Raw genomic sequence first — 23131 nt, forward strand, 5'->3', positions numbered from 1 at the left:
CTGCAGCGCCGCGCGCCTGTTCGGACGCGCAAAGGCCGCTGTAGCACTTTGAATCCGCTGCATGATTCCTTGGATCGAAGCCGGTTTGAGGAGCATGGGGCAACCAACGCGTGGAACGATTATGCTCGATATCAAATGGATCCGTGAGAATGCCGACGTGCTCGACGATGCCCTGGCGAAACGGGGCGCGGAGCCGTTGTCTGCGTCGTTGATTGCGCTGGATGAGCGCCGCCGGTCAATTCTTCAATCGCTGCAGGACATGCAGTCGCGCCGCAACGCCGCCTCCAAGGAGATCGGCGCGGCGATGGCGCAGAAGAACGGCGAACTGGCGGAAAGGCTCAAAGCGGAGGTCGCCGAGCTCAAGAATTCCATGCCGCCCCTGGAAGAGGAAAGCCGTAGCATAGATGCTGAGCTTTCGGATGCACTCTCGCGCATTCCCAATATCCCGCTCGAAGATGTCCCGGTCGGTGCCGACGAGGCGGCCAACGTTGTGACGCGGGTTGTCGGCGCGAAGCCGACCTGGAATCACAAGCCGCTTGAGCATTTCGAAATTGGCGAGGCGTTGGGGCTCATGGATTTCGAAGGTGCCGCGCGGATTGCCGGCTCGCGCTTCACGATCCTGAAGGGGCAACTCGCCCGCCTCGAACGGGCGCTCGGCCAGTTCATGCTCGACCTGCACACGCAGGAGCACGGATATATCGAGGTGCAGCCGCCGCTGCTCGTCCGTGACGATGCGATGTACGGCACCGGGCAGCTGCCGAAGTTTGCGGAAGACCTCTTCCGCACCACGGACGAACGTTGGCTGATCCCGACGGCGGAAGTTCCGCTGACGAATATGGTTCGCGAGCAGATTCTCGACGGAGAGAAGCTGCCGCTGCGCTTTACCGCCTTGACGCCGAGCTTCCGTTCGGAGGCCGGTTCCGCTGGACGCGATACCCGCGGCATGCTGCGTCAGCATCAGTTCAACAAGGTCGAGCTGGTCTCGATCACCGATGCGGGAAGCTCCGTCGACGAACATGAGCGTATGACCGCCTGCGCCGAGGAGGTGTTGAAGCGCCTGGGGCTGCACTATCGGGTCATGACACTCTCGACCGGTGACATGGGCTTCGGTGCGCGCAAGACCTATGACCTTGAGGTCTGGCTGCCGGGTCAGGATACCTACCGCGAAATCTCGTCCTGCTCGGTCTGCGGCGATTTCCAGGCACGCCGCATGAACGCGCGCTACCGCACGAAAGAGGAGAAGGGAACGAGATTCGTTCACACGTTGAACGGTTCGGGCGTTGCCGTCGGGCGCGCGCTAATAGCCGTTCTCGAGAATTATCTGAACGAGGACGGCTCCGTCGCGGTGCCGGACGTCCTTGTTCCCTACATGGGCGGTCAACGGCGCATCGAGAAAACAGCCTGAGCGCGAGAAGCGGAAGAGAACCGGAATGCGGATCCTGCTGACGAACGATGACGGCATCCATGCCGAAGGACTTTCGGTGCTGGAACGGATCGCGAGGACAATTTCGGATGACGTATGGGTGGTCGCGCCGGAAGTGGACCAAAGCGGCCTTGCCCATTCGCTGACGCTTTCCGAACCTCTGCGTCTGCGCCAGGTCTCGGAAAGGCGCTTTGCCCTGAGGGGAACGCCGACGGATTGTGTGATCATGGCGGCCAAGAAGCTTCTCGACGGCAAGCCGGATCTGGTCCTTTCGGGCGTCAATGTCGGCGCCAACCTTGCGGATGACGTTACCTATTCCGGCACGGTGGCCGGCGCCATCGAAGGTACGCTTCAGGGAATCCGGTCGATCGCGCTCAGTCAGGCCTACCAGCACACGCTCGGCAGGGACGTTCCGTGGGACGTGGCAGAGACCCACGCGCCGGCATTGATCCGCACTTTGCTGGACGTCGAGTTGCCGGTTGGTACGCTCATCAACCTGAACTTTCCGAATTGCGCCGCCGAAGCCGTCGCGGGGGTGGAAGTCACCTCGCAAGGCAAGCTTGAGTTCGGGCTCACCATCGACGAGCGCACCGACGGCCGCGGTTTTCCGTATTTCTGGCTGCGCTTCGGCGAGCGCGCCGGCGATTTTCGTGACGGAACCGACATTCACGCTTTGCGCGAGAACAAGATCTCGGTAACCCCGCTTAAACTGGATTTGACCGACTATACCGTCCAGGATCGTATAGCGCGCGCATTGCGAGAAGGGACTGTCGCTTGAACGGACGCGTTTCCCAGCAGGAGGGATTTGCAGCGATGGTGCTGCGACTGCGCGGCGAAGGAATTGCGAATCACGATCTGCTGAAGGCGGTGGAACAGACGCCACGCAGCCATTTTGCTCCGCCGCAATACCAGGCCGAGGCCTATTCCCAACGATTGATACCGCTCGATTGCGGGTCGTTCATGGAAGGCTATGATTTCGCCGTGCGGCTGTTGCATTGCCTGAACATCAAGCCGGGGCAGCGCATTCTCGAGGTCGGCACCGGCAGCGGTTTCACGGCGGGCGTGATGGGGCGTATCGCCGAGCGCGTATTGACGATCGATCGATATCAGACACTGGTGGGTTCGGCGCAGAAAAACCTGGAAAAGGCCGGCATTCGCAACGTCGTCGTCAGGCAGGCCGATGGCAGCGCAGGCGTCCCGGGCGAGGGCACGTTTGACCGCATCCTGATCACGACCGCATTCAACAGCCTGCCTCGCATGTTCTCCGATCATCTCGTCTCCGGCGGAACCTTGCTGGTCCCGATCATGATGAGCGAAACGCTATGCCGGATCGTTCGCGTCAACCGCACCGGCAGCCGGTTCGATCGCGAGGACCTGTTCGACGCCCCGTACCTTCCGATCGTGCCGCAGCTTGCATCATTCCTCTGACGCGCACTTGCGATCTTCAGGAATTCAAAGTGCAGCGAGCATTGTGCGTCTGAAAGGACGCCTGGTGCTGTAAGTTGCCACTGCCGAATTGTATCTCCGGCTTTCCCCAAACAGACGGTTAATGGATTCTTAACGGAATCCAGCCCGGCGCAAGCTTGTCGCCATAGGCCAGAAAGGCACGACGGATTTTGGGCGCGGTATGCGCGTGTTCTGCGTTTTTCGTTTTGCTCGTGCAAATGACGGAGACGGCGGATGCAGATTGCGAACAGGTTGACTGCGGCAACGGCCGGCGACGGCTTGGGCAACCTCGCTGGACGTCCGGCCGGCCAGGTCGTTGCCGGGAGCAAGGACGAGAGCGGAACGCAAGTCTCGCAAGCGGGCTTCTTCGATCCGACACCGCGCATCTCGCTGTCGGTCGATGCCCTCCTCTATCTCAGCCGCACGAAAAAATCGCCGGAGCGATTGCCGCCTCTCACCAGGGAGGAATGGGACAACAAGCTCTCACCGCAGCTGGCGTCACGCGAATATCAAGCCTTCGGGAGGTTCGCCGAGACCGGCGACTACAAGGCTTATTACAGAGCCTTCATCGAGTACTACGACAGTCTCCGTCCAGAGGATCAGCACAGCCTGCGCTATTTCGGGACACGCGAGGCGGCTGTCGCCGGTTTGCGGTCGCTTGAATACGACGCTGAAAGCGGCCTCGATGTGGAGGCCAATTTCCAAACCCTGGTCAGCGTTTTCCTGGATGAGGATAAGGTCGCCCAGCCCGAAATCCCGCGCTCGTCTTCTCGGACAGGAGGCGGTCCGTTTGATTGGGACAAATCCAATATCAGTTACGAAGATCAACCGCCTGAGCCGAGAACCGTGTCTGAGATCGAGCGGCTCTATTCCGAGCTCTTTTAAGCCGGGTGCATGCCTTTCCCTTGCCAGGCAAGGAAGGACGTGGCGGCTATGGTTAGCGTTTCGTCAAATTGGGTGCCGTCCTTAACCGGCCGGTAACTCTAATGCGCTTTAATCATTCCACAGCGAGTTGCGTTCGGAGTGGGTAAGCGTCATGCGTAAATTTGTATCTCCCAGTGCAGGGAAGTCCACGATCCGCCTGTGTGCGGCGATCTTGCTGGCAGGCGCTGCCACCGGTTGCAGCTCGGATGTCAGCCGCTTCAGCGGACTTTTTTCAAGATCTGACGATATAACGACCAGTTCCATCCCGCAAAATACCATGCTGGTCCCGCGGGGCGATGTTGCGGCCGGCCAGCTTGCGGCGGCTCCGTCTGGTGGGGGCGGCGCGACTTTCGGTCAGCCGTATCCGGTGGCCAGCCAGAACACCGTTTATGCACCGGCTCCCGTTTCCAGCGCGCGCGTCGCCTCAACGCCGATGAGTGTTCAACGTACCGTGCTGGCGGACCCGTCCGTGGCTGCTCCGCGGTCGCAACCGCAGGCGCTTCCCGCCGAACGGCAGGCGCAGCCGGTGGCTGTCGCCAAGGCCGAGACTCTGTCTGCGACGGCAAGGGAGACGGCAGGCAAAGGTGGTTGGGGCACCCAGAACGCACCGTCGGTCATGGTTCGTCCGGGCGATACGGTCGCCACCCTCGCCAAGCGTTTCGGAGTGCCGGAGAGAGAGATCCTGAAGGCGAATGGCTTGAAGTCGGCAGGTCAGGTAGAAACCGGCCAGCGCCTTGTGATCCCGACATTCGGTGTTGCGAGCAGCGCTGCGAAGGCGGCCGCCTCCAGCTCGATCCCCGATCTCGATGGCGGTAACAAACGGCCGTCGCCGTTGCCGACGGAAAAACGCGAGGCGGCAATCCTTCCCGGCCAATCGCAGACGCGTGAGAAGAGCGAAAGCCGCAGCGATGTTGCCGCAGGCAAGCTTGCGTCCAAGGGAGAAGGCAGCGGCGGTGACGGCCTCTACACGGTGAAGCCGGGCGACTCGTTGAACCGTATTGCCAAGGCGAACGGTGTCTCCGTCAGCGCCTTGAAGCAGGCGAACGGCCTAACGGCCGAGGGGATACGCATCGGCCAGAAGCTGAAGATGCCGGGCGCGGCTCCCGCGGCGACGGATGCGCTGGCGACGGCTTCGGTGCCGACCAAGAAGGCAGAGACCAAGGTCGCTTCGCTCGAGCAGGGCAAGCCTGCCGAATACAAGCCGCCGGTCGCCAAGGAGAGCGTTTCGGAAGTCGCGATCAAGTCGGATATCGACGAGGACCTGCCGAAGTCGACCGGCATCAGCAAATATCGTTGGCCGGTGCGCGGCGCGGTCGTTGCCGGATACGGTGCGAATGTCGACGGCAACCGCAATGACGGCATCAACATCTCTGCGCCCGAAGGAACGCCGATCAAGGCGGCCGAAAATGGTGTGGTCATCTATTCCGGCAGCAGTCTGAAGGAACTGGGCAATGCCGTTCTGGTCCGCCACGACGACGGCACTGTTACGGTCTACGGCAATGCCTCCGAGCTCAAGGTGCAGCGCGGACAGAAGGTGCAGCGCGGCCAGACACTCGCTGCCTCGGGCATGACCGGCAAGGCGACCCAGCCGCAGGTGCATTTCGAGGTGCGCAAGAACGCTACCCCGGTGAACCCGGCGACCTATCTCGAATAGAGCAATTCCAGGAAAAGTGTCTAACGGTTTTCCGTCCGGAATGGCGTGATTTCAAAGAGTTGTGCCTCCGAAATTATGCGGGATCGCCGAGTTGCAGGCGGAGACGGCCGGCCAGATCCTGAATGAACTGCCAAGCGACGCGGCCGGATCTCGATCCCCGCGTCGTTGCCCATTCCAGCGCGTCCGCATGCAGCGTCTCCCGTTCGACCTGCAGGTCGTAGTAGCGGGCGTATCCGTCGACCATCGCCAGATAATCATCCTGGCTGCACTTGTAGAAGCCTAGCCAGAGGCCGAAACGGTCCGACAGCGAGACCTTCTCCTCAACCGCCTCCGATGGATTTATCGCTGTCGATTGCTCGTTTTCCATCATGTTGCGAGGCAGCAGGTGCCGGCGGTTTGAGGTTGCGTAGAGCAGAACGTTGGCGGGGCGGCCTTCAACGCCGCCGTCGAGAACCGCTTTCAGCGACTTGTAAGACGTATCGTCATGGTCGAAGGAAAGATCGTCGCAGAAAACGATGACCGGCATCGGCGCCGCTTTAAGGATTTCCATCAGAACCGGCAGGCTTGCGATGTCTTCCCGGTGCACTTCGACAAGCTTCAATGCACTGCCGGTTTCGTGTGCGACTCGTGCATGGACCGCCTTGACCAGCGAAGACTTGCCCATGCCGCGCGCGCCCCAAAGAAGCACGTTGTTCGCAGGATAGCCCTCGGCGAAACGAAGTGTGTTGTCGAAAAGGATGTCGCGCACGTGGTCGACGCCCGTAATGAGCGCGAGGTCGATTCGGTTCGGCTTCGCCACCGGCTGCAGATGGCGATTGGCCGGCGCCCAGACGAAGCATTCCGCCTGGCTCCAATCGTTCACGGCAGGCGCCGGTCCCGCGATCCGCTCGATAGCCGCCGAAAGCTTCTGCATCTCGTTGATCAGAACATCGATCTTGTTTTCCTGCATCTGCTTGTCTCCGGTACCGCGCGGCGCTTGGCGCTTCGTGCATCTGTAATTCCTTGAAATGCCGCAGGTTTGGTCTGCTGAAATTATCCGTAGACAAAGCCGCGCGGCAGCTTTTTTCCGGTAGCACGACGGTTTGCGCTGGAAAAGGCCAGGCGCGAGTGCTCGGGGGGTTCTCCTCCCGCGGAATTTGTGTCAGAGGCAGGAGAAACGGATAGGGGCGGCCGATTTGCGTCGCGGCGTCGCATCCCTATATTCCGGCGGATTTCGCGCGGGGGGATCCGCGCAATTTGAACTTAAGGAGTGATCGATGTTCATTACCGAAGCTTTTGCGCAGACTGGTGCCCCGAGCGCGGGCGGTGCAGACATTTTGATGTCTATTCTGCCTTTCCTCCTGATCTTTGTTGTCATGTATTTCCTGATCATCCGCCCGCAGCGCGCGCAGATGAAGCGTCGCGAGGAGTTGCTGAAGAACATTCGCCGCGGTGATCAGGTCGTTACCGGCGGCGGCATCGTTGGCAAGGTCACGAAGGTGGTTGATGATGCGGAACTCGAGGTCGAGATCGCCGACGGCATCAAGGTTCGCGTCGTCCGCAGCGGGGTCTCCGAGGTTCGCGTGAAGGGCGAACCGGTCAAGGAATAACTCGGGCACGAACCGCAACCGGCAGAGCCGGCGAATGGAGCATTTAGAGCATGCCCAAGTTCTCGCCGCTGAAAAACGCGATCATCTGGCTCGTCGTCCTGGCCGGTTTTGTTCTTGCTCTGCCCAACCTCTTTTCCAAGCAAGAACTTGCGGAATGGCCCGCCTGGGTGCCGCAGCGGCAGGTGCCGCTCGGCCTTGATCTTCAGGGCGGTTCCGATTTCACGCTAAAGTTGGTCCGCGACGATATCATCTCCGAGCGGCTCGAGACCACGATCGATGCGATCGGTAAGGCGCTTAGGGACGCGGATATCGCCTATACGGGCCTGTCGGGCAGCGGGCAGGCGATTCAGTTCCGGGTACGTGATGCGACGAAGGTCTCCGCCGCGCGCGACGCATTGCGTGAACTCACCGCTCCCGTCGACAGCGCCGGTCTCATTCGAAACCAGGTTCAGGAGCTGGTTTCGGAAGGAGCGGAGCAGGGCGAGGCGGTTCATCTGCGGCTCACCGACGAGGGTATAGATCTCAGGGTGGCCTCGGCGGTGACCGAAGCTATCGACGTGGTGCGCCGGCGCATCGGTGAAGTCGCCGTCGCGGAGCCATCGATACGCCGTAGCGGTAACGATCGTCTCGTCGTTCAAGTACCCGGATTGGACGATCCGCAGCGGCTGAAGGATCTCCTCAGCCAGCGCGCGGAGCTCACGTTCCGGTGGCTCGATCCATCGATGCCGGTGCAACAGGCGGTCGACACGAAACCGCCGGCAGCAAGCGAGGTCCTTTATTCGCTCGACGATCCGCCGGTTCCGTATCTGGTCGAAAGGCGAGCCTTCGTTGCGGTCAGGGATGTTGTCGAGGCGCAACCTGATTACGACCCCACAACCGGCGAGCCTGTTGTCAGCTTCAAGCTCGACGCCGACGCGCTGGCGCGCATCACGCCGCTTGTGGAGGCCGACTCCAGAAGGCAGTTCGCGATTGTACTTGACGGGCAGGTGGTGTCGACACCCGCGCTTGCCGATGCGATTAGCGGCGACACTGGTCGGATCTCTGGAAACTTGTCCGAGGACGGCGCCAAGAACCTCGCCGCTTTGCTGCGCGCCGGGCCACTCCCTGCGACCCTGACGGTGGTCGAGGAGCGCACGGTCGGCCCCGGTGTCGGAACCGACGCCATCGCAAGCGCGTGGAAGGCTGGTATGATCGCCGCGCTCGCGGTCGCAGCGTGCATGATCGCTTTCTATGGCTTCTTTGGCGCCATTGCGGTGGTTGCGGTCATTGTGAACGTGGTGCTGATCATTGCGGCGCTCTCCCTGATCGGCGCGACTTTGACCTTGCCGGGAATCGCCGGGATCATTCTCACGATCGGTGTCGCAGTCGACTCGAACGTTCTTATCTACGAGCGCCTTCGCGAGGAGGCGCGCGGCGCCGGACCGTTGCGAAAGGCGCTCGACACAGGCTTTTCACGCGTCTTCAGCAGCATCGTCGATGCCAATCTGACCATGGCGATCGCCGGTGCCATTCTGTTCTATTTCGGTTCCGGCGCCTTTCGCGGCTTTGCCGTGACGCTGGCGATCGGAAGCGTGACGACTATCCTGACGGCGCACAGCCTGACACGCCGTCTGGTTCGCGGCTGGTATCGTCGTCGCCGGCCTTTGCGGCTGCCGAGAGGCATTCGCACCGGCTTCTTCAGTGAGGCGGATATTCGGTTCATGGCGATCCGCAATCCGGTTTTTATTCTGATGGCGGCGCTGTCGCTTGCTTCGCTCATCTTGCTGGTCAGCCTGGGACCTAACTTCGGCGCGGACTTCAAGGGCGGGTCGATAATCGAACTGCGGGCGAAGTCTGGTGTGGCCGACGGTGCGGATCTCCGCGCTCGCCTCGACGAGTTGAACCTCGGGGAAGTCCAGGTGCAAGAACTCGGCACGGAACGAGACGTCCTCGTCCGCGTTCCTTCCCAGGAGGCGGGTGATAATGCCGAGCAGACAGCGATCGGATTGGTGCGCGCCGAACTCGAGGACCAGTACACATTCAGGCGGGTGGAGGTTGTCGGACCAGCCGTTTCCGGCGAGTTGATACGAGGCAGCAGCCTCGGCATCGGCGCAGCGGTTCTGGCCATTCTGCTCTACGTCTGGATCCGATTCGAATGGCGATTTGCTCTCGGTGCGATGATAGCCACCCTGCACGACGTATTGCTGACCATCGGCTTCCTTGTCGTCACGCGCACGGAGTTCAACCTTGCGAGCATTGCCGCCTTGCTGACCATCGTCTGCTTTTCACTGAACGACACCGTCGTGATTTACGATCGCATCCGCGAGAATTACGTGCGCTATCGAAAGATGTCCCTCTCGGTGCTGATCGACGCGTCGATCAACCAGACGCTTTCGCGTACGGTGCTGACGGCCGTGACGACAATATTGGCGCTCGCGGCGCTGTATCTGTTCGGAAACGGTCTTATTCGCTCCTTCAGCATGACGTTGCTTTTCGGGGTTGTTGTCGGAACGCTCTCGTCGATTTATATCGCAGGGCCGGTTCTCATCCTCTTCAACCGCAGAGGCGGCCGAGCAAGGGGCGGGCAGGATTCTGCCAGCGGTGATGATGAGCCGGCGAACACCGCAACAGGGACAGCCTGACGATGGCAAAAGGCATCGAAATCCGCGAAGCGCATTTTCCGGGACGGGCGCCGATAGACGCCTATGGAAACGGCGGCTTCCGCTTCGCAGACATGTCTCACCGCGGCTCCGTCCTGATGTTGCCGTCCGGCATCTACGCATGGGACGTGGTCGAGGGTGACCCGCTTTCGGTGGACAAATTCGAACGTGCGCTGGAGGAGGCGCGTGATATCGAGGTCCTGCTCGTTGGGACGGGGCGCGAAATCCGGCCGCTGCCCGCCGAACTCAAGGCGGCCTTGAGGGCGCAGAACATCTCCTCCGATCCGATGAGCACCGGGGCGGCGGTCCGAACCTATAATGTGATGCTCGCCGAATCGCGCGCCGTTGCCGCGGCCCTGATCGCGGTGTGATTTCGAAGGAAACTGCGCGTGCAAGAGGCCGATACCCAGATCCTCGCAACATTGCGGGACACAGATCGCGATCGATATCTGGCTTGCCTGCTTTCTCCACCTGAAAAGAGGCGCTCGCTTGCGGCGCTCTATGCGTTCTACGCGGAAATCGCCCGCGTGCGCGAGTTGATACATGAGCCGCTTCCGGGCGAAATCCGCTTGCAATGGTGGCGCGATGTTCTCGGAAAAGAGCAATCGGGCGGCGAGGGGCATCCGCTGGCGGAAGCGCTTCTGCAATGTGTTCGCGAACATCATCTGCCCGTCACAGTGCTCGAGAACATGATCGATGCGCGGATTTTCGACCTTTACGATGATCCGATGCAGGACAGGTCGGCGCTGGAGGGCTATGCCGGTGAAACCGCGTCGGCCCTCATTCAGCTTTCGTCGCTGATCCTTGATCCGTTGAATGCCGCCAAATCGGCGGAGGCCGCCGGACATGCCGGCGTCGCCCAGACGATCGCCGGCCTTTTGTTGCTTCTGCCTGTTCATTGCCGACGCGGGCAGGTTTACCTTCCGGCGGAACTCCTGCGCGCGACCGGGCTCGACCGTGAAATATTGCTCGCCGGCAGCGACACTGAAGCCATCGATAGGGCAATCCGTGCATTTTGTGGCTTGGGCCGGGATCATCTTGCCAAGGCGCGTGAAGGCATAGGCTCGATCTCTTCGGCGAATTTCTTCGCCTTTACCCCCGTGGCTCTAGCGGAACCGGTGTTCGACCGGGCGGAGGCGGCGGGGGCGAGTCTCCTTCAGCGACCCATCCAGCCATCCCAGTGGCAGCGGCAATGGCGAATGTGGCGCGCGAGCCGGCGCAACCGCTTCTGATCCGATGCCGGCGTCAGGCGAAGCGGCCCCGGAGTTGAATTTGGTCAAGCTGGCGCAAGTCTCACATCGTATAGGCAGGAGCTACCGGATTCATGCCGTCCGAAAGGGGCTCGTGTGATGTTGTGGCTTTTGCTCATCATGGTGGTTGTCGCCGTCGGCGCGTTCTACATCAGGATGAACGCCCGTGCCGAACGGGATTTCGACAATCCCGACGCGGGTTCGGCGATGGTCGAATTCGGCCGCGCTTTCCCCGACGAAGCAATCCGCGCCCTGCATTCAACCGTCGACAGGAAGGCGATCTTCCTCCGTCTGCATGACGGCAAGGCCGGCTTCATCCAATCGCACGGCACGCATTACGTCTGCCACGTCATTCATCCCGGCAAGGTGCGGGTCAACACGTCCGACAGCGGGCGCGGCTTGATCGTTCACTTTCCGGATTTTGCCTATCTGGACAACACATTCGAGTTCCGGACCGCGGCCGAGGCAGCGGAGGTCTCGCTCTGGCTGCTCGGCAGCTTCAACCCGAAGTCGGAATTCACCGACGAAGCCGGGAAGCCGCAGGCAGTCCAGGCGAACGAATAGCCTACGCCGTCTTCTGAGCGGGGACGCCGAGCCAGTTTGCGCAGTCGCCGAGAGCCCGCGCGGCTGTCGCCTGCTTCTTTGCCAAGGCCTTCTCCTTGCCGCGAAAGCGCTTGGCGCCATCCGGCTTTGCCAAGGCACCCGGCTCCAGCGGCGGAAACAAACCGAAATTGACGTTCATCGGCTGGAATGAGCGCTTGCCCGGCTCGTCGTCGGAGACGATGTGCCCGCCGGTGATGTGATTGAGCAGCGCGCCGAAGGCCGTCGTTGGTGGCGGTGGCGCCAGCGTTTCGCCCTTGCGCTCGGCCGCAGCGAAGCGGCCGGCAAGCAGGCCGATGCTGGCGCTCTCCACGTAGCCCTCGCAACCGGTGATCTGGCCGGCGAACCGCAGGCCCGGTCGGGACTTGAGCGTCAAGGTCGAGTTGAGCAGCGTCGGCGAATTGATGTATGTGTTGCGATGCAGGCCACCGAGACGGGCGAATTCGGCCTTTTCGAGTCCAGGGATCATCCGGAAGACTTCCGCCTGCGCGCCGTATTTCAATTTCGTCTGGAAGCCGACCATGTTGTAGAGCGTGCCGAGCGCGTTGTCCTGTCGAAGCTGTACGACGGCATAGGGTTTGACTGCGGGATTGTGCGCATTGGTCAGCCCCATCGGCTTCATAGGGCCGTGACGCAGCGTTTCGCGTCCGCGTTCGGCCATCACCTCGATAGGCAGGCAGCCGTCGAAATAAGGCGTGCCCTCCCATTCCTTGAAACCGGTCTTGTCGCCGGCGATCAGGGCGTCGACAAAGGCGTTGTACTGCTCCTCGGTCATCGGACAATTGATGTAGTCCTTGCCAGTGCCACCCGGGCCGACCTTGTCGTAGCGCGACTGGTGCCAGCAGATATCCATGTCGATCGTGTCGGTGTAGACGATCGGAGCAATCGCGTCGAAAAAGGCGAGGGCGTCGGCGCCGGTTTCCGCGCGGATCGCCTCAGCGAGCGCCGGCGCGGTGAGGGGCCCGGTGGCGATGATCGCCAGATCCCATTCCTTCGGCGGCAGCCCGGTGATCTCCTCGCGGACGACCGTGATCAAGGGATGATTGCCGACCGCGGTGCTCACGGCTGCTGAAAAGCCGTCGCGATCCACGGCGAGCGCTCCACCGGCGGGCACCTGGTTGCGGTCCGCAGCCTGCATGATCAGCGAGCCGGCAAGCCGCATTTCCGCATGCAGCACGCCAACAGCATTGCTGGTCGCGTCGTCGGAGCGGAATGAGTTGGAGCAGACGAGTTCGGCAAGGCCGTCGGTCTTGTGGGCATCGGTTCCGCGCACGCCGCGCATTTCGTGCAGGATGACTGGCACGCCGGCTTCGGCGATCTGCCACGCGGCCTCCGATCCGGCAAGACCGCCGCCGACGACATGAATGGGGGAATAGGAAGTGTTCGCTGTCATGGGCGGCTTCCTATCACAGGCGCCTCCCGGTTCCAATTGCAGAAACGAAAACGGCGCCTCTACAGCGCCGCGCGTCTTATCAGACGCGCAAAGGACGCTGTAGCACTTTGAATTGCTGCATGTTTTTATCCTTAAATCGGCTACGATTTAAGGAAACATGCAGCGGGCGCCGTCTTGAATGTTGGGATGTTCGTTCCGATTAGCGGAAGGAACGAGCCGCAATGTTGCGGATATCGTAGCGGGTAATCCCGATATCGCTGAGCGCGTGGTTCGAGAGGCTGCCGAGCTCGGCAACGGTGCGGCGATAGTTCATCCAGCTTTTTGCAATGCGAATCGGGTTCATGGTCGTGTCCTCAAGATCTGTTTGTCGCGACAGTGATTTGTCTGCGCCGTTGAGGTTCTTATACGCTTGTCTAATTGGCAGATGGAGTGCAAAGAAAATGCATCTGCTATGCATTTGTGCAGTGCATCGCCAGTTTTGTAAGCACGAGGCGAGCGCAGCTCGAAAATTCGCCACAGGTTAAGGATTGGCTGAACTGCTCGGCTGCTCGTTAATATGTTGTATTCCCGTAACTTTCGTTCGGACTTGGGAGCTGACGACGTCCTGGCGAAGAGCGCCGATTTCAGGTGCCGTCACAGCTTTCGCACGTGCGAAATCACGGCGCTGCGCGAGCTTGGTTGAACGGGATGGCTTGTAAAACAGAAAAACGCCCTCCAGCGAGGCTGGAAGGCGTTTTCAGAAGCAGGTATTCGCTGCTTGGATTACTTGATGGCCTGACGTGCAACGTAGGGAATGTCGCCGCGGCCGATGCCGAGGTCGTTCAGCTCACGGTCGCTCATGCGGCCGAGTTCGTTGCAGGTCTGACGATACTTGCGCCAGTTGTTGAAAGAACGTGCGAGGTTCATGATCCTATCCTTTCTAGGGTCGTTTGCCAGCGCTCTATCTCTCTTGCTGGCCGTCATCTGATGGTGTGAAATATAATCGATTTGATCGGCATATACAGAGACAATGCTGCATCGCACCCATGCATGGTGTGCAATCCTTGGCCTTCGCGTTAATTCACCTTTAGCTCCAACCTTTTCCGGCGCGTCGCCGATACGTCCCGGCTGTGGCGAGAGGATGGATCCGCTTGGGGGCAGAGATGCACAAAAAGCAACGCCCGCCGGGGAGGAGGTCCGGCGGGCGTTGCTTTGTTCTGATTGGCAACCGGGAGGAGGAGTGTCGCCAATCCGTATCGGGGGTGCGCTGGGAGGAGGAGTGCGCCGCCCCGATCGATGGTTGAAAAATAGGTCTCGGGACTCACTTTGTGTAGAGGCGATACCGAATGGCACCTATGCATATTATGCATGGCAATGTGGCAAATGCCGAGAAATTGCTCGAATATTGTGCAGCTGGGCGCTCTTGCGAGTTCAGCGCGGCAGAAAGCAAAACGCCCGCTGGGGGAGGAGGTCCAGCGGGCGTCGTGTAAATGATTGGCAACCGGGAGGAGGAGTGTTGCCAATCTTATCGGAGAAGCGTTGGGAGGAGGAGTACGCTGCTCCGAATTCTTCGAGCTTCCGCTCGGGTCTTTCCGGGTCCCGGAAGCGGGCGACCAATCCCGCTGGCGTCCGTTCGGTTCGTCACCTCGCGTCGCCTTCGATGGTTTGAATATAGTCGCTTTAAATCGATTTGTGCAGTGCAATATCCGCATGGAAGATATGCGGCTCGCGCAACTCCCGTGGCGCATTTCCATTGCGGATAAGCCGTTCACGCTACGGGAGGAAGAAGCCCGTTGTTTTTCTTTAAAACGCCGCGTGTCGTATCAGACGTGGGAAGGACGCTGTAGCACTTTGAATTGCTGCATGTTTTTATCCTTGAATCGGCGACGACTTAAGGAAACATGCAGTAGCCATTTTCCCTGATTTGCTATTCTCTGAAGCCGGGTCGCGGCGTCGGGAAGGCCCGATATGGCCAGGAGGACGGTCCGGAGGTGAGATGTATCGAGGACGCATTGAGCGGGATCTGAAGCGCTGGGTGGACCTCGGCCTGCTTCCCCAGTCGTCGGCAAGCGCGATGCTGGCGGAATATGACGCACGCGAATCCACTTTCAGCGTCGGCCGTGTCCTGTTGGCGCTGGCAGCACTGTTGCTTTCGGCCTCGCTGCTTTTGCTCATCGCGGCGAATTGGGAGGTATTGCCGCGCCTCGTCAGAGTCTCGGGCGTCGTCGCATTGATCTGGCTCTTCCATTTTCTCGGTGCCTATTTCCTCGGGCGCGGAGCCAAGGCGATTGGCGTCGCTCTGCTTATTCTTGGCACCATGTCCTTCGGCGCCGGCATCGCTCTGGTCGGCCAAATGTATCATCTGTCAGGCGATGCAGCGGATGCGATGCTTCTCTGGTTCGCCGGGGCATGCCTGTCGGCAGCGGCCTTCGCGTCGGCCGCCGTCACGACGATCGCCGCATGCCTTGCCTGGGCGTTTCTGATCACGCTGTTCGACAGCGGAGGACTTGTTCCGGCGATTGAGTCTTATTTCTGGGTCGTGCCGGTGCTGGCGGTCATCGTGCTCACGCTGGTCCGCTACGCCAATGCAGGGCGCACGCGCCATTTGGCTTATCTTCTCTGCGTCGCCTGGCTAGGCGCGCTTTACGTCGACAACCCGGGACTCTGGCTCGCAATCTCCTTCTTTGCCGCCGGTTTGATCGCCTTTCTCCTCGCGTCGCTGCCGCGATCGCCGCTGTATGGTCTCGCTTCCGAGGCCGGTTCCGCGCCTTCGTTCTATTCTTTCGCCGTTTCTGTCATCGGCCTTATCGCCTTGCAAAGTGAAGCGGAAGGCGTTTTGGCGGAGACAACCGTTGGCGTCGGCCTGCTTGCCGTTGCCCTCATGGGTATTGGAATTGTGGGCGCGCGCAACGGTGCGGTTCGTTATCTGGGCTACACGGTATTTGCTCTGGAGATCTTGTATTTGGCCTTCGAGACGCTCGGATCGATCCTCGGCACATCCGGCTTCTTCCTGATTTCTGGAATGGTCGTCGCGCTTGTGGCTTGGCTCGTCATCCGTGTTGAACGACGGCTTGGACGAGTGGGGGAGGCTTCTCAATGAACGCTGTTTTGCCTGGCGCCCGCTGGCGCAGTCCCATTGTCGCGGCACTTGCGGTCGCAGCGCTCCAGACGGCCGTGCTCGGATACATGATCGAAAGCCGCGCTTCGATCCTGCGCAACGGCAAGGACGTGCTTCTGAGAAGTGCGCCGGTCGATCCGCGAGACCTCCTGCGTGGCGACTATGTGATCCTGACCTACGACATCTCCCGCATCTCGCCCGATATCGTTGCTGGCGACTTGCCCGAGGAGACGACGAGGGCGGTGCTTTTCGTGCGGCTCAGAGAGCAGGCGGACGGTTTCTGGGGACCGGTCGAGGCATCGTTCGGGCCGCTGGCGCAAGCGCCGGACAGCGTCGTCATCAGATCGCTGCCGTTCTCCTACTATCCGCCACTTGGAACACCGCCGCAAACCTTGCAGCCGAACTACGGCATTGAGCGCTATTACGTGCCGGAAGGCGAGGGCCGTGTTCTTGAAACCGCCCGCGACGCCCATGCGCTTTCGGTCAACGTGCGGGTGAACGCGGATGGGCGGGCCCAGATCAGGCAGGTTTCCGTGAATGGGGCGCAGCTTTATGTGGAGCCGCTATATTGATGGTGCGTGCTGCTGCATGTTTCCTTAAATCGTAGCCGATCTGGGGATAAAAACATGCAGCAAGCCAAAGTGCTACAGCGTCCTTTGCGCGTCTGATAGGGCGCGCGGCGCAGTAGCGTTAAGGAGTTTCATTTTCTTGCCGGCTTCTTGGTCCAGAATAATTAGGAGAAGGTGAAGACACGGGCGTGCATTGGCGCATTTTCTCTTTGATCCGGCAAAAACGAGTGATATAGAGACGCCGCGCTCGGGAAAGCCCGAACCCTTCGCATGTCCAGAATATCCGCGGTGCTCCCGCTGGTTGTCTTGCGGGAAATGCGATCAGGCGGTGTGGTTGTCTGAACGCGGGTATGGTGAAATTGGTAGACACGCCAGATTTAGGTTCTGGTGCCGCAAGGCGTGGGAGTTCAAGTCTCTCTACCCGCACCAGGACAATACGGTTGCCAAACGTCGGAATTCGACGGTGAAGAGGGTTGGCGGAGTGCCATTTTGCTTGCAAAAAGGTCAAGGAATTGCGTAAAGCCACTCCCGGCAAATGGATCGGCTCACGTGCTCGCCAAACCTTTCGAGGCAAGAGCACTGTCAACGTGAAATGAAGGTTTGAACATGCAGGTTATCGAAACGCTCGCTCAAGGGCTGAAGCGCGAACTCAAGGTCGTCATCCCGGCCAAGGACATGGAAGCTCGGATGAATGAGCGTCTGGCCGAAGTGAAGGACCGCGTCCGCATCAACGGCTTCCGCCCGGGCAAGGTGCCGGTTGCGCATCTGAAGAAGGTCTACGGCAAGTCGATCATGGCTGATCTCGTCAACGAGATCGTTCGTGACAAGCCGACCGAAATCCTGACGGAGCGTGGCGAGAAGTCGGCAACGCAGCCGGAAATCGCGATGACCGAGGACGAGGCCGAAGCCAACAAGATCCTCAATGCCGAGGCCGATCTCGAATTCACTGTTGCCTACGAGGTCATCCCGAAGATCGAACTCAAGGATGTGAGCGGCATCAAGGTCGTCCGCGAAGTCGTCGACATCGCCGAAGACGAGGTCAACGAGCAGATCCTGCGCATCGCCGAAAGCGCCCGCACCTACGAATCCAAGAAGGGCAAGGCCGCCAATGGCGACCGCGTCACCATCGACTATCTCGGCAAGGTCGACGGCGTTGCCTTCGACGGCGGCAAGGATGAGGATGCGGAACTGGTGCTCGGCTCCAACCGATTCATCCCGGGCTTCGAAGAGCAGCTCGTCGGCGTCAAGGCCGGTGACGAAAAGACGATCACCGTGACCTTCCCGGCCGACTATCCGGCCGCCAACCTCGCTGGCAAGGAAGCAACCTTCGACGTCACAGTGAAGGACGTCGCCGCCGCCGCTCCGCTCGAGATCAACGACGAACTCGCCACCAAGCTTGGCCTCGAATCGGCTGACAAGCTCAAGGAAATCGTTCGCGGCCAAATCGAAAGCCAGTACGGCTCGGTTACCCGTCAGAAGGTCAAGCGCCAGATCCTCGACCAGCTCGACGAGCTCTACCAGTTCGAGACGCCGGAGCGCCTCGTCGATGCCGAATTCGAAAACATCTGGCGCCAGATCAACACCGACCTGCAGCAGGCCGGCAAGACCTTCGCCGATGAAGACACGACCGAAGAGGAAGCTCGCGCCGAGTATCGCAAGCTCGCCGAACGCCGCGTCCGCCTCGGCCTCGTTCTCTCCGAAATCGGCGAAAAGGCCGGTGTTCAGGTGAGCGACGACGAAATGCAGCGCTCGCTGTTCGAACAGCTGCGCCAGTTCCCGGGCCAGGAAAAGCAGATCCTCGACTATTTCAAGAACACCCCCGGCGCCGCCGCTTCGCTGCGCGCACCGCTGTTCGAAGAGAAGGTCGTAGATCACCTGCTTTCCGAAATCTCGGTAACCGACAAGTCGGTTTCCAAGGAAGAGCTGATGGCTGACGACGAGGAAGCCGAAGACAAGCCGGCCGCCAAGAAGGCGTCAGCCAAGAAGAAGGCTGCTGCAAAGGCCGAAGCTGCTGAAGGCGAGGAAGCCGCTGCACCGAAGAAGAAGGCTCCGGCCAAAAAGAAGGCCGCTGACGAGAGCGCCGAATAATCGGTTTCCGTCTGGCAGAATTTAAGAGGCCGCCTTCCAAGGCGGCCTTTTTCTTTGGGAAGGAAAAGCCGAAACGGCGGCTGAGATGGGAACCAGGAGGACGGTTTAAGCCGTCTTGATCTCGCCCATTCGGTTCCACGCGTCGAGGCCAGCGATTTTGTAGGCTTCGGCGAGCGTCGGATAGTTGAATGTGTTTTCGACGAAATATTCGACGGTGCCCTTCAGATTGAGAACGGCCTGGCCGATGTGCACGAGTTCGGTCGCGCCTTCCCCGATGATATGGACACCGAGCAGACGCCGGGTCTTCAGTGAGAAGATCATTTTCAAAAGACCGGAATCGAGACCCATAATGTGTCCGCGCGACGTTTCCCGGAACCGGGCGATGCCGCATTCATAGGGAATGCCGCGTTCCTTGACCTCTTCTTCGGAGAGGCCGCAGGTCGAGATTTCCGGCACGGCATAAATACCGTAGGGGAAATATTTCTGCGGCTCCTTCGCAATCGCGCCGACGGCGACGCGGGCGGCGACACGCCCCTGTTCCATGGAGGTCGAAGCCAGGCTCGGGAAACCGACGACGTCGCCGGCGGCATAGATGTTGGGAACCGAGGTCTGGAATGTTTCGGGGTTCACCTTCAGTCGCCCGCGGCTGTCCGCTTCCAGCCCGGCGGCAGGCAGGTTGAGCGCATCGGTGGCACCGATGCGGCCAGCTGCAAACAAGACCATCTCCGTCGTGATCTTGCGGCCATTGTCGAGTGTGAGCCGAACCTTACCGTCTTCGAGCCGCTCCACCTTCTCGGCCTTCTGACCGAGATTGAGCTTCATGTTGCGGTCGCGCAATTGATAGATGAAGTCCTCGACGATCTCTTTGTCGATGAAATCGAGCATAGTCGTCTTGGGATCGATGACCGTCACCTGCGTGTCCAGGGCGCTGAAGATCGTGGCATATTCGATACCGACGACGCCTGCGCCGATTACGACCAGCGAACGCGGCAGTTCCTCGATGTCGAGCAACTCGTCGCTGTCGACGACGGTCTTGCCGTCAAACGGGATGTAGTCCGGGCGGAAAGGTTTCGTTCCGACGGCAAGCAAGATGCTCGTCGCGGAAACAGGAATGCTCTCGCCGTCTTCCTTGACGACCTCGATCGTCGTCGGATCCACAAAACTTGCGCGGCCGCGGATGTGCTGGACGCGGTTCCGCGCGAATTGGTGTTCGAGCACCTCGACCTCGTGGTTGAGGGTGATGATGAGGCGACGGCGCAGATCTTCTGCGCTGATTTCCTGCTTCACCCGGTAGGAGCGGCCGTAAAAGCCCCGTTCGCGCCAGCCGGAGAGGTTAAGCGCAGTCTCGCGAAGCGTCTTCGACGGGATAGTTCCGGTATGGACGGAGACGCCGCCGACGCGTTTACCCTGCTCAATAACAAGTACTTTCTTGCCGAGTTTCGCGGCCTGAATGGCACCCCTGCGCCCCGCTGGGCCGCTTCCGATGACGATAAGGTCGAACTGGTTCATGAACGCTTCCCGTATGCGAAGGAGAATCGTTGTGCGATGCGGCAAATTTCACCCGCACGCGTTTATAGCGTCAATTGCGCAGTTTGATGAAGCGCGATGCGCACTGTTCTATCGTGGATGCGCCTGTGCGGAAATACGGCTATGTTGGCTCATTAGGCGTCGGGTATCGGGGGCACCCGCCTTTCGGTTTCTCGCGCGGCGAATTGCGGTGGAGTCTAGAAATGGCATCAGAGGCGACGGCGACCCCCCACCAGGTGACTGGAGCGATTCAAGCGGAAGTGGCAGTTCCGGCTCGCCCGGGCGTCGTAGCTGCCGCGGTATACCAGAACGGGCAGCGTCTGCGCGACATCCAGATCGAAGAGGCGGGACAATGGCGGGGCCGCGAAGACGTCGTTGTTTGGATCGGCCTCCACGAGCCGGATGAGATGCTGTTGCGCCAGATTCAGGCCGAATTCAATCTCCACGACCTGGCAATCGAGGACGCCGGAAAGGCGCATCAGCGTCCGAAGCTGGAAATCTACGGCGATGCGATCTTCGTCGTGGCGCGCACCGCCCATATGGCGGACGACCAGATTTCGTTCGGCGAAACGCATCTCTTCGTCGGTCGCGGCTACGTCATTTCCGTTCGTCACGGCGCGTCGACCTCTTATATGGCGGTCAGACAGAGATGCGAGGCATCACCCGCGGCACTCGCTCACGGTGAGAATTACATCCTCTATTCGATCCTCGACTTCATCGTTGACAACTATATGCCGGTGGTCGAGGCAATCCACAGCGAGGTCGAGGAACTCGAGGACCGGTTGCTGCGCGACCGCTTGGATAAGGCCGATATAGAACGGCTCTACCTGTTGCGTCGAAACCTCCTGCGCCTGCGCAATGCGGTCGTGCCGCTGGTGGACGTGTGCCGCCGGCACGAGCACCTGGAACTTCCAGGCATGGACGCGGCGATGCAGCATCTGTTCCGGGATGTGACTGATCATGTTCGACGGGTGCAGGAAGACATCGATGCGCTGCGCGAAGTGCTTGCCTTCACTTTCGAGGCGAGCCTGATGATCGGCCAGTCGGAGCAGACGGAAATCTCGCGCAAGCTCGCCTCGTGGGCCGCCATTCTCGCGGTCCCGACGGCGATCGCCGGTATCTACGGCATGAACTTCGAGGACATGCCCGAACTCAGGTTCCGCTACGGCTATTTTGTCGTTCTGGCCATAATCGTCGGACTGTGCGTTACCCTCTACCGGTTCTTCCGGCGTGCGAGATGGCTGTGAGGAGACGTTAAGGGATCGCGCAGTAGGCCCCAAGTCTAGAACAATCGAAGTCCTTTGAGGCTCGCGTGGCCGTCCTTGCCGATGATGATATGGTCGTGCAGGGCAATGCCGAGCGGCTTTGCGGCTTCGGCAATCAGCTTGGTCATCTCGATATCCGCGCGAGAAGGCGTCGGGTCGCCGGAGGGATGGTTATGGACGAGGATGAGTGCGGTCGCGGATAACTCGAGTGCACGCTTGATCACTTCCCGAGGGTAGACCGGCGTGTGATCGATCGTGCCTCGCTGCTGCACTTCGTCGGCGATCAGCGCGTTGCGCTTGTCGAGGAAGAGGATGCGAAACTGCTCCTTGGTCTCGTGCGCCATCGCCGCATGGCAGTAGTCGATAACGGCGCTCCAGGATGACAGGACCTGCTTCTCGCGCAGTTCGCTCTTCAGCATTCGGTGGCTGGCCGTGGCGATGAGCTTGAGATCGAGAGCGACGGATTCTCCAACGCCCTTGACCTCCTGCAACAGGTTGAGCGGCGCTCCGAAAACGCCGGCGAGCGTTCCGAAGCGGCTGAGCAGCGCCTTGGCAATCGGCTTCGTGTCACGACGGGGGATGAGCCGGAACAGAATGAGTTCGAGGATCTCGTAATCAGCCAGCGCCGCATCGCCATGTTCACGGAAGCGGTCTCGCAAACGATCGCGGTGACCATGATAATGTGCTTCTGCGGGCGGAGCAGCATTCACTTCGGCGTCGCCGACGCGCGGTTTTGGCTGCGCGAAAAACTGCCGCTCGTCCATCGGCTGCAACTCGCCTTCAGAGAGGGGCGGAGTTCTCGTCACGCGTTGCCCACTGCGGCAACGCCGGGCTTGAACAGGCCGGCCGGCGAAAGCGTGAAGATTTCGCAGCCGTCGGCGGTGACGCCGATCGTGTGCTCGTATTGCGCCGAGAGCGAACGGTCGCGCGTGACGGCCGTCCAGCCGTCAGAGAGAACCTTCACATGCGGGCGGCCCAGATTGATCATCGGCTCGATCGTAAAGATCATGCCTTCGCGCAGTTCGGGGCCCTCGTTGGCGCGACCATAGTGGAGGATGTTCGGGGCGTCGTGAAACAGTCGGCCGACGCCGTGGCCGCAGAAGTCGCGCACCACCGAACAGCGCTCCGACTCCGCGTAGGCCTGGATGGCCTCGCCGATCGCACCGGTGCGTGCGCCGGGCCGCACGGCCGCGATGCCGCGCATGAGGCATTCGTGTGTGACGTCGAGCAGCCGTTCCGCAGCACGCTTGACCTCGCCGACGGGGTACATGCGACTGGAATCGCCATGCCAGCCATCGACGACATAGGTAACGTCTATATTGACGATATCGCCTTCGCGCAGCGGCTTTTCGTTCGGAATGCCATGACAGACGACGTGGTTGATCGACGTGCACGAAGATTTCGTATAGCCGCGATAGTTCAGCGTCGCGGGAAGCGCGCCGTGATCCATGCCGAATTCGAAGACGAAACGATCGATCTCTTCTGTCGTCACGCCCGGCCGCACGCGGGGCACGAGTTCGTCCAGGCAACGCGCCGTCACCTGACAGGCTTTGCGCATGCCTTCGAAACCATCCGGTCCGTAGAGCCGGATGACGCCGGTGTTCTTGTACGGGGCAGCGCCAGCCTCGATATAAGTTACCATTCCAGAACTTTCATTGTTGCAAGCG

22 protein-coding genes and 1 tRNA gene are annotated in these 23131 nt (G+C 60.5%); 15 read left to right on the plus strand and 8 right to left on the minus strand.

Features of this window, described 5'->3' with window-relative positions:
* The first annotated feature begins 121 nt into the window (after positions 1–121).
* The 4 genes from serS (at position 122) to ILFOPFJJ_RS22385 (ending at position 3754) form a co-directional block, all read left to right on the plus strand.
* Positions 122–1405 carry a serine--tRNA ligase gene (gene serS / locus ILFOPFJJ_RS22370; protein WP_173512759.1) on the plus strand — a complete coding sequence of 428 codons (1284 nt, stop codon included), beginning with the start codon at positions 122–124 and terminating at the stop codon, positions 1403–1405.
* Between the two features lie 25 nt (positions 1406–1430).
* Entirely contained in the window at positions 1431–2201 is a 771-nt protein-coding gene (surE, locus tag ILFOPFJJ_RS22375; protein WP_173512760.1) for a 5'/3'-nucleotidase SurE, read from the plus strand.
* Entirely contained in the window at positions 2198–2851 is a 654-nt protein-coding gene (locus tag ILFOPFJJ_RS22380; RefSeq protein ID WP_173512761.1) for a protein-L-isoaspartate(D-aspartate) O-methyltransferase, read from the plus strand. Before surE ends, ILFOPFJJ_RS22380 begins: the two co-directional genes overlap by 4 nt.
* A gap of 252 nt (positions 2852–3103) precedes the next feature.
* Complete coding sequence (locus ILFOPFJJ_RS22385) at positions 3104–3754, plus strand: biotin biosynthesis protein BioC (RefSeq protein ID WP_173512762.1); 651 nt, start codon at positions 3104–3106, stop codon at positions 3752–3754.
* A 108-nt stretch (positions 3755–3862) separates the two neighbouring features.
* Here the strand turns inward: ILFOPFJJ_RS22385 and ILFOPFJJ_RS35165 are convergent, their stop codons facing one another.
* Entirely contained in the window at positions 3863–4057 is a 195-nt protein-coding gene (locus ILFOPFJJ_RS35165) for a hypothetical protein (protein WP_246299733.1), read from the minus strand.
* A 13-nt stretch (positions 4058–4070) separates the two neighbouring features.
* Between ILFOPFJJ_RS35165 and ILFOPFJJ_RS22390 the strand changes: the two genes are divergently transcribed.
* Entirely contained in the window at positions 4071–5447 is a 1377-nt protein-coding gene (locus ILFOPFJJ_RS22390) for a peptidoglycan DD-metalloendopeptidase family protein (protein WP_246299734.1), read from the plus strand.
* Between the two features lie 73 nt (positions 5448–5520).
* Here ILFOPFJJ_RS22390 and ILFOPFJJ_RS22395 read toward each other — a convergent pair whose 3' ends face one another.
* Entirely contained in the window at positions 5521–6396 is an 876-nt protein-coding gene (locus ILFOPFJJ_RS22395) for an ATP-binding protein (RefSeq protein ID WP_173512764.1), read from the minus strand.
* A 307-nt stretch (positions 6397–6703) separates the two neighbouring features.
* Between ILFOPFJJ_RS22395 and yajC the strand changes: the two genes are divergently transcribed.
* The 5 genes from yajC to ILFOPFJJ_RS22420 all read left to right on the plus strand — a co-directional run bounded on the left by yajC (position 6704) and on the right by ILFOPFJJ_RS22420 (position 11489).
* A complete protein-coding gene (gene yajC, locus ILFOPFJJ_RS22400; RefSeq protein ID WP_153442401.1) occupies positions 6704–7036 on the plus strand; it encodes a preprotein translocase subunit YajC in 333 nt (110 codons plus the stop codon).
* 50 nt (positions 7037–7086) lie between these two features.
* The gene (gene secDF, locus ILFOPFJJ_RS22405; protein ID WP_173512765.1) at positions 7087–9657 is read left to right on the plus strand and encodes a protein translocase subunit SecDF; all 2571 of its coding nucleotides are present in this window, start codon (positions 7087–7089) and stop codon (positions 9655–9657) included.
* 2 nt (positions 9658–9659) lie between these two features.
* The gene (locus ILFOPFJJ_RS22410) at positions 9660–10046 is read left to right on the plus strand and encodes an Mth938-like domain-containing protein (RefSeq protein WP_173512766.1); all 387 of its coding nucleotides are present in this window, start codon (positions 9660–9662) and stop codon (positions 10044–10046) included.
* An 18-nt stretch (positions 10047–10064) separates the two neighbouring features.
* A complete protein-coding gene (locus ILFOPFJJ_RS22415) occupies positions 10065–10907 on the plus strand; it encodes a phytoene/squalene synthase family protein (RefSeq protein WP_173512767.1) in 843 nt (280 codons plus the stop codon).
* Between the two features lie 117 nt (positions 10908–11024).
* Complete coding sequence (locus ILFOPFJJ_RS22420) at positions 11025–11489, plus strand: hypothetical protein (protein WP_173512768.1); 465 nt, start codon at positions 11025–11027, stop codon at positions 11487–11489.
* A 1-nt stretch (position 11490) separates the two neighbouring features.
* Here ILFOPFJJ_RS22420 and trmFO read toward each other — a convergent pair whose 3' ends face one another.
* The 3 genes from trmFO to ILFOPFJJ_RS22435 form a co-directional block, all read right to left on the minus strand.
* Positions 11491–12918 carry a methylenetetrahydrofolate--tRNA-(uracil(54)-C(5))-methyltransferase (FADH(2)-oxidizing) TrmFO gene (gene trmFO, locus ILFOPFJJ_RS22425; protein WP_173512769.1) on the minus strand — a complete coding sequence of 476 codons (1428 nt, stop codon included), beginning with the start codon at positions 12916–12918 and terminating at the stop codon, positions 11491–11493.
* Between the two features lie 199 nt (positions 12919–13117).
* Positions 13118–13261: a DUF1127 domain-containing protein gene (locus tag ILFOPFJJ_RS22430; protein WP_173512770.1), complete on the minus strand. Its 144-nt coding sequence runs from the start codon at positions 13259–13261 to the stop codon at positions 13118–13120.
* 419 nt (positions 13262–13680) lie between these two features.
* On the minus strand, positions 13681–13824 hold the full coding sequence (locus tag ILFOPFJJ_RS22435) for a DUF1127 domain-containing protein (protein ID WP_168799006.1): 144 nt from the start codon (positions 13822–13824) through the stop codon (positions 13681–13683).
* Positions 13825–14893: 1069 nt separating this feature from the next.
* Here ILFOPFJJ_RS22435 and ILFOPFJJ_RS22440 point away from each other — a divergent pair.
* From ILFOPFJJ_RS22440 to tig, 4 genes are all read left to right on the plus strand, one after another.
* Positions 14894–15997, plus strand: a complete 1104-nt coding sequence (locus tag ILFOPFJJ_RS22440) for a DUF2157 domain-containing protein (RefSeq protein ID WP_173512771.1) — start codon at positions 14894–14896, stop codon at positions 15995–15997.
* The gene (locus ILFOPFJJ_RS22445) at positions 15994–16587 is read left to right on the plus strand and encodes a GDYXXLXY domain-containing protein (RefSeq protein ID WP_173512772.1); all 594 of its coding nucleotides are present in this window, start codon (positions 15994–15996) and stop codon (positions 16585–16587) included. The genes ILFOPFJJ_RS22440 and ILFOPFJJ_RS22445 overlap by 4 nt, the downstream gene beginning before the upstream one ends.
* 341 nt (positions 16588–16928) lie before the next feature.
* Positions 16929–17013, plus strand: a tRNA-Leu gene (locus tag ILFOPFJJ_RS22450).
* 177 nt (positions 17014–17190) lie between these two features.
* Entirely contained in the window at positions 17191–18672 is a 1482-nt protein-coding gene (gene tig / locus ILFOPFJJ_RS22455; protein WP_173512773.1) for a trigger factor, read from the plus strand.
* Positions 18673–18777: 105 nt separating this feature from the next.
* Here tig and sthA read toward each other — a convergent pair whose 3' ends face one another.
* On the minus strand, positions 18778–20181 hold the full coding sequence (gene sthA / locus ILFOPFJJ_RS22460) for a Si-specific NAD(P)(+) transhydrogenase (RefSeq protein WP_173512774.1): 1404 nt from the start codon (positions 20179–20181) through the stop codon (positions 18778–18780).
* Between the two features lie 221 nt (positions 20182–20402).
* Between sthA and ILFOPFJJ_RS22465 the strand changes: the two genes are divergently transcribed.
* Positions 20403–21446, plus strand: a complete 1044-nt coding sequence (locus ILFOPFJJ_RS22465) for a magnesium and cobalt transport protein CorA (RefSeq protein ID WP_246299735.1) — start codon at positions 20403–20405, stop codon at positions 21444–21446.
* Positions 21447–21481: 35 nt separating this feature from the next.
* Here ILFOPFJJ_RS22465 and radC read toward each other — a convergent pair whose 3' ends face one another.
* On the minus strand, positions 21482–22228 hold the full coding sequence (gene radC, locus ILFOPFJJ_RS22470) for a RadC family protein (protein ID WP_210267547.1): 747 nt from the start codon (positions 22226–22228) through the stop codon (positions 21482–21484).
* 38 nt (positions 22229–22266) lie between these two features.
* A complete protein-coding gene (gene map / locus ILFOPFJJ_RS22475) occupies positions 22267–23106 on the minus strand; it encodes a type I methionyl aminopeptidase (RefSeq protein ID WP_173512776.1) in 840 nt (279 codons plus the stop codon).
* Between the last annotated feature and the right edge of the window lie 25 nt (positions 23107–23131).

The sequence above is a fragment of the Sinorhizobium psoraleae genome, assembly GCF_013283645.1.
Classification (GTDB): Bacteria; Pseudomonadota; Alphaproteobacteria; order Rhizobiales; family Rhizobiaceae; genus Sinorhizobium; species Sinorhizobium psoraleae.